The sequence below is a fragment of the Epibacterium ulvae genome (genome assembly GCF_018678075.1).
Lineage (GTDB): Bacteria > Pseudomonadota > Alphaproteobacteria > Rhodobacterales > Rhodobacteraceae > Epibacterium > Epibacterium ulvae_A.
Map to the genome: position 1 here is coordinate 37,317 of NZ_JAHHIR010000021.1, position 6,591 is coordinate 43,907.

The 6,591-nt window shown below is 56.9% G+C and carries 8 protein-coding genes and 1 pseudogene; 1 reads left to right on the plus strand and 8 read right to left on the minus strand.

Features of this window, described 5'->3' with window-relative positions:
- Positions 1–4 precede the first annotated feature (4 nt).
- From ureC to KMP13_RS04725, 7 genes are all read right to left on the minus strand, one after another.
- The gene (gene ureC / locus KMP13_RS04695; protein ID WP_215264402.1) at positions 5–1,714 is read right to left on the minus strand and encodes an urease subunit alpha; all 1,710 of its coding nucleotides are present in this window, start codon (positions 1,712–1,714) and stop codon (positions 5–7) included.
- A 7-nt stretch (positions 1,715–1,721) separates the two neighbouring features.
- Complete coding sequence (locus tag KMP13_RS04700) at positions 1,722–2,084, minus strand: hypothetical protein (protein WP_215264403.1); 363 nt, start codon at positions 2,082–2,084, stop codon at positions 1,722–1,724.
- 47 nt (positions 2,085–2,131) lie between these two features.
- On the minus strand, positions 2,132–2,437 hold the full coding sequence (locus KMP13_RS04705) for an urease subunit beta (protein WP_215264404.1): 306 nt from the start codon (positions 2,435–2,437) through the stop codon (positions 2,132–2,134).
- Positions 2,434–2,601: a hypothetical protein gene (locus KMP13_RS04710; RefSeq protein ID WP_215264405.1), complete on the minus strand. Its 168-nt coding sequence runs from the start codon at positions 2,599–2,601 to the stop codon at positions 2,434–2,436. The genes KMP13_RS04705 and KMP13_RS04710 overlap by 4 nt, the downstream gene beginning before the upstream one ends.
- Before the next feature lie 56 nt (positions 2,602–2,657).
- Positions 2,658–2,960 (minus strand): urease subunit gamma, encoded by a 303-nt coding sequence (locus KMP13_RS04715; RefSeq protein WP_215264406.1) that lies wholly within the window; start codon positions 2,958–2,960, stop codon positions 2,658–2,660.
- Between the two features lie 36 nt (positions 2,961–2,996).
- Positions 2,997–3,857, minus strand: coding sequence for an urease accessory protein UreD (locus tag KMP13_RS04720; RefSeq protein ID WP_215264407.1), 861 nt, complete (start codon positions 3,855–3,857; stop codon positions 2,997–2,999).
- Positions 3,858–4,038: 181 nt separating this feature from the next.
- The gene (locus KMP13_RS04725; RefSeq protein WP_215264408.1) at positions 4,039–4,995 is read right to left on the minus strand and encodes an NUDIX domain-containing protein; all 957 of its coding nucleotides are present in this window, start codon (positions 4,993–4,995) and stop codon (positions 4,039–4,041) included.
- A gap of 189 nt (positions 4,996–5,184) precedes the next feature.
- Between KMP13_RS04725 and KMP13_RS04730 the strand changes: the two genes are divergently transcribed.
- Positions 5,185–5,985, plus strand: a complete 801-nt coding sequence (locus tag KMP13_RS04730) for a nucleotidyltransferase domain-containing protein (protein WP_215264409.1) — start codon at positions 5,185–5,187, stop codon at positions 5,983–5,985.
- Between the two features lie 409 nt (positions 5,986–6,394).
- Here KMP13_RS04730 and KMP13_RS21065 read toward each other — a convergent pair.
- A pseudogene (locus KMP13_RS21065) lies at positions 6,395–6,591 on the minus strand (IS91 family transposase); the annotation flags it as partial.

A 6,591-nucleotide genomic window follows, 5' to 3' on the forward strand; every position in this document is an offset into this window, starting at 1 on the left:
TGCGTTAAAATAAAAAATACCGTTGAGCCATCGGTAATTCGGTGGCTGGCTGGCAGGTCAAAAGCTCCCCATCGGCGCGGACCTCATAGGTCTCGGGATGGACCTCAACTTCGGGTGTGGCAGTGTTGAGCTTTAAATCGGACTTGCCGATTTGACGGGTGTGTTTCACCGCAACTGTCTGTTTTGCCAACCCTAATTTGTCACGCAACCCATCAGCCTGCGCCGCCTCAGACACAAAGATCACGGCAGAATGTTCGACCGAACGCCCATAGGCGCCCCACATCGGACGCGAATACACCGGCTGCGGCGTCGGGATCGAGGCATTGGGATCGCCCATCTGCGCACAAACAATGGTACCGGACATCAACACCATCTCGGGCTTCACGCCAAAAAACGCTGGGTTCCACAAAACCAGGTCGGCGCGCTTGCCTTCCTCGATCGAGCCGATCTCATGGCTGATGCCATGGGCGATCGCTGGGTTGATGGTGTATTTCGCCACATAGCGGCGCACCCGGAAATTGTCGTTTTCGCCACTCTCATCGCTGAGACGGCCGCGTTGTTTCTTCATCTTGTCGGCGGTCTGCCAGGTGCGGATAATCACTTCACCGACCCGGCCCATGGCCTGCGAATCCGAGGCGATGATCGAAAACGCGCCCATGTCATGCAAGATATCTTCGGCGGCAATCGTTTCGCGCCGGATCCGGCTTTCGGCAAAGGCCACATCTTCGGGGATCGATTTGTCCAAGTGGTGACAGACCATCAACATGTCCAAATGCTCCTCGACCGTGTTGACGGTAAAGGGGCGGGTTGGGTTGGTTGACGACGGCAGAACGAATTCCTCACCGCAGATTTTGATAATGTCGGGCGCGTGACCGCCGCCTGCCCCTTCGGTGTGAAAGGCGTGGATGGTACGCCCCTTCATGGCGGCAACGGTGTGTTCGACAAATCCGGACTCGTTCAAAGTATCCGTGTGGATCATCACCTGCACATCCATCGCATCGGCCACCCCAAGGCAGCAATCGATGGCCGCCGGCGTGGTGCCCCAGTCTTCGTGCAGTTTCAACGCACAGGCCCCGCCCTTGATCTGCTCTTCCAACGCACCAGGAAGGGAGGCATTGCCCTTGCCCGCAAAGGCGAGGTTCATGGGGAACGCATCTGCGGCCTGCATCATACGACCAAGGTGCCACGCACCGGGGGTACAGGTTGTGGCCAATGTCCCATGGGCCGGCCCGGTGCCTCCGCCCAGCATGGTGGTCAGGCCGGAATGCAGCGCGTCCTCGATCTGTTGGGGACAGATATAATGGATATGGCTGTCAAATCCGCCCGCGGTCAGGATACGCCCTTCGCCCGCAATCGCCTCCGTCCCCGGTCCCACAATAATATCGACGCCCGGTTGGGTGTCGGGGTTACCGGCCTTGCCGATCTTGTGAATGCGCCCGTCTCTCAGGCCAACATCGGCTTTGTAGATCCCGGTATGATCCAGGATCAGCGCGTTGGTAATGACCGTATCGACCGCGCCCTCAGCACGGGTGGTCTGCGCCTGCCCCATACCGTCGCGGATCACTTTACCGCCGCCAAACTTGACCTCTTCCCCATAGGTGGTGAGGTCCTTTTCAACCTCGATCACCAGGTCAGTGTCAGCGAGACGCAGTTTGTCACCAGTGGTCGGACCAAACATGGCGGCGTAGTCGGAACGGGAGATTTTTGCGGGCATTTTTTCCTCAGTTCAGCTGGTTCAGAGCAGCCTCTAAAGCGGCGCGATTGCTTTCATTCAGGGGCTTTTCAGCTTCGAGCACCCCAACGTTTGTTTCCTCGAAACTCCAACCTTCGGTGGTGAAAGATTGGAGCGGCGTATCTGGGCATTTTACTTGAAAAACATGCGGGCGATTGGGTTTCAGGCCAACTGTGTAACCCGAACACTTCACTCCGTCCGAACGCTTCAAGCGCAAATTACAACCGACTACACAAAGACCTTGGCGGCCCTGGAACAGCATGCGCCCGTTTTTATCAGACATTTCGAAAGTTGGTAATGTGCAAGCAGCTACACCAGAAGCGAAGCACAGAAAAATGACAACACGAAGCATCCCTGCATTTCCGCTTTTTAGCGTCTGGGGACCCCTTGGCACTTGCATCACAGGTCTCCCATCACCTTTTGATTGAAGCCATAGATTTTGCGCGCGCCCGAGATCGGGATCAGCGTCACTTCGCGTGCCTGGCCGGGCTCAAACCGCACTGCCGTGCCGGCCGCGATATCCAGCCGCATGCCGTGGGCCGCCGCCCGGTCGAAATCAAGACCGGGGTTGGTTTCAGCAAAATGGTAGTGGCTGCCAACCTGCACCGGGCGATCCCCGGTATTGGCCACCATCAACGTCACGGCCTCCGCCCCGTCATTCAGGGTGATGTCACCGTCGGCTGGGAACAATTCACCTGGTATCATTTGCGCCCCCACAGGTAGCTTGCGGCGATGGCTGCGATCCCTGCGGCGATGGCTGCCGCGATCCAGGTTTCTGCGCCATGCGGATGGATGTGGGCGCCACCATGGGCCAGGGCCGGACCTGCGGTCAGGGTTGCGGCAAATGCAAATGCGTTCAGTCGTTTCATCGTATTACATCCTGTCAGAAAAGCCCGGACATCTGCGGTCCGTGGCCGCGTGATTGTTATCGAATTGGATTGTGAACGGTCACCAGTTTGGTGCCATCGGGAAAGGTCGCCTCGACCTGGACTTCGTGGATCATGTCGGCCACGCCATCCATACATTGCTCGCGGGCCACCACCTCGGCGCCGGCCTGCATCATATCCGCCACCGAGCGCCCGTCGCGCGCGCCTTCGACCACAGCATCCGTGATCAGGGCAATCGCCTCCGGGTGGTTCAGCTTTACGCCACGCGCCAACCGCTTGCGGGCCACTTCGGCGGCCATTGCCACCAAAAGCTTGTCTTTCTCACGCGGGGTCAGGTTCATTGGTTTGTGCCTTTCACGTCAAAGCTCTCATTCTCTTCAAAGCCGCCAACTGCGTGGCAGCGTGTGTTCTGTTAACCGGTCCAGGATCGGCACCAGCGATTTTCGCAATTGAAATCCATCTGCGGCCACAATGCGCAGAACCAGCGTATTCTCTGCCAACAATGAAGCCCCAGCCGTGTCCGGCAGCATATCGCGGATCGGGTTCAAATGCCCCTCTGCTTCGGGTGCGACATACACAAGCGAGGCCATGGCGCAGCCGCCGTTGGCCACCGCAGGCCGGTCCAATTGCGCCTGAATATCGGGACCAAGGTCAAGCCCGTCGACATAGAGCGGCACCCCATCTCGGCGCAGGTCAATGCGATCCCACAGATGGGCCGCATGTACGGTTTCACCCATTGCGGTGCGGCCAAACACCAGCGGTTCCACCATCAGAAAACGTGCATTGGCATGGAGATCAGCGACCAAGCGCCGCTTCAGCGCGGAGCCTTCGAAAATCAGGGTCTCCTGCGGCAACCACCGCAAAAATGCGCCCTCTTCCACTGTCAGATGGGTTGCCAGTTGGCCAATCTGTCCCGGCAGCGCCCTGTACGCGCGTTCCGCCGCTTGGGTCGTTATGGTGAGCTGGCTGCCGGCACCAGCGGTCGCCTCAACCTCGAAACGGTCCCCGCCGGTGATACCGCCCGAGGTGTTCACCATTACCGCTTCCACGTCGCCACGCCCATGCGGAAACACCATCCGCAGCGACCCGGTTTGATAAAGGTCACGCAGAGCCGAACGCGTATCGCGCAGCTTGCTCGACACCCGCGCCTGTCCGATGGCACGCGGTGGCTGAGCAACGCCGGTCTCGGCATCCGGCAAAGTTATGGGGGCGCAAACGGTGATTTTCTTACCCGACATTCAAATTAGAGTTCGGCGCAAGATGATCATTTATTGAGCGACGTGACTATTTCAGGGTCTACAAACCTGCTGCAACATGCCGAAATCGCCCAAAGATCGGGCTAAAATACTGTGTCTGTATATTTTTTGTGCGAACTGTGTTTCGGCGGGGTTAATGCCCACCATCGCTCCCAACAGAACGCTATCCGCGATACGAGAGGCTTTTTGAGAAGCCGGAAATCAGGCTTGAAAGCTGCGGGTGATAGACGTGATCCGCCGCGCTCTCCGCCGCGTGCCAGGCGCGCATGCGACCATTGTCTGCCCATTCACCGTTGGACAGCTCTTCTTCAACCCGCATTGCATGCAATTGGACGTAACAAACCGCGCCCCATTTCGACACCGCATATCGCCCCAAGGCGTGATCGGACACCGGGCCGGATATGCCCGCTTCTTCCAGCGCCTCTTTTGCGGCACTGACCTGTGGTGACAGCCCCGGTTCGCAGATGCCTTTGGGCACCCCCCAACGTTGGCGCTTTTGCGAGGTGATCAGCAAGATACGCGCGCCTGTATCGGTCAATTGGTAAGGCACAACACCAGACTGCGTGTAGTAATAAGCCGGACGCGGTCGACGCTCGGCAGCACCGGGGACCGGATAGGGGAAACTGTCCGGCAGATCGGTATCAGACAGCATCAGCTCCAGATCGGCATCGGCGACCCGCCCTGCCTGCGTGTCGAGCTCGATCGACAGTTTCGCCAAACGACCAAGGCCAAAATCACCCGCCACAGTGGAACCAACCAGGTGCAGCAACAGATCCTGTAAGGCAGCCGCATGGCCAAAATAAATGAGATCATTGCGCATCAGATGCCGTGACAGAATATCCAACTGTTCGGGCAACCCCGGTCGATAGAGCCATTTGTTATACTGGATGCGCTGGACAGGCCTGTTGCAGGTCTTGGCTGCTTTTTCGGCGCTGATCCGGGTGCGCACCGCAGGTGATGCCAGAAATGGGCAATCAATGTCATGTTCCAGCAGGTAGGCGCCAAATTTCTGCGCCGCACGTTTTGCCGATCCGCGCAAAGGCCGCGCAAGGTCATCGCCATCCCAATCGCGTTCCGTTTTGCCGTGACAGATAAGTATCAAGGTTCGATGGTGTCGCATCCTCCGCTCCTTTCCGACTGGCGTTACCATAGCAGAAAATGCGCGCGCGGTCAGGCCCCGGCGACATAGGCGAGATTTGTGGAGGCGCCCGATCTCTTCACATTAAGCCAACGACCGTTTTGAGCCTAAATTGCCCTTCACGCTTTGCTAGACTACAGTGCCGAGCAAAGCTGAATGGAGATCAGGATCATGACACATGACGAGGTTATTGAGGTCATAACCAATGCTGTTTCTCAAGCCCCGAGCATCCGTGCCCTGTTCCTGAGTGGCAGCTACGGAAATGGCCTAGCAGACGAATACAGCGATATTGATTTCGTATTGGTTTCCGAGGACGGTGCATCTGATGCGGTCGCACACATTTGGCGCGAAGCCGTCGAGCTAACTGGTGAAATAGTCCTCTGGTGGGATCGAACAAACGTCCCGGTCTTGATTAACGCCATTACCGAAGACTGGACGCGCACCGATGTCACTATTCTAGACCCAGGTCAGATGGTGCGACAGACGCAAAGTTCCCTCAAACCTCTATTCGACCACGACGATATTTATCAACAACTGCCTGAAAACACACCCAAACCTCGTCCTGACTTGGACAAGTTTCGCAATGAAGTTGAGGAGTTCATTAGGATACTCGGATTGCTCTACCTTGCTGCAGGGCGCGAAGAATACATAAATGGTGTTTTAGGCGTTTATCACCTCCGAAACAAACTTGTAGATTTGTTGATCGACGAAACAGATGCGCCCAATCGCGGTGGTATCTTGCATCTCAATCGATTGATTACGGATGAGCAGAAAGGCTTGCTAATGTCGATGCCACCGGCCGTTCCCAGTCGAGATGCAATGATCTCTGCTCAGTTGACTTATGCGAAAGCCTACCTGCCGCGTGCACGCAAGAAAGCCGAGCGATTAGGAATGGATTGGCCGGAACGTTTCGAGGCTGTGACCTGGGAACGGCTTGAAGAGACATTGTCCATCAAGAAACCCTACGATTAACACCACGCCCTTTCTAACCGCAGCTAAGTTTAAGTTTTTTTGTTTCAAGCCAGTGTGTTAGGTTTGGGCTTTGCGGTCTGGCGCGCGTTGACAAATCTGACAAGGTTGAAGCCGCGAGATGCGTGCACTGTGCTATGTGGAAAGCACAGGCGTCTGCCTCTGGTTTATGCTGCGGTTTCGTCGAGTTTTCTGGATCCTATCGCTCGGCCGCGCGGTCTTTGGCATTCTAGCGGACACTTTTGTAGATCTTAAGGCGTTGGTTTCTGTCCTCTCACGCCAGTAAACTGGGTTAAGCCAATGCCTATCTCTGACCGGCACTTTGAGCGTCGGATGGAAGGACGGGCAGAAGATGTGCAGCTCATAATGCGGCCTGCTTTCTTGGTGGCGCTCGGGTTCGGGGCTTCTGTCCGCGCCCGAAGGTCCCAACGATGCGCATCGGTCCGCCAAAGGGTGGCTTGGCATATACGACCCAGTCGATCGTGCGCAGCAGAGCCAACCATTCGGCGAATGGTGTTGGCTTCTGGCAATCCAGCAAGGTCGCCGAAGAACTTCAATTGCCCAGTGCGATGCAAAGCCGCGAGCCCTTCAAGAAACAAGCGCCGGAAC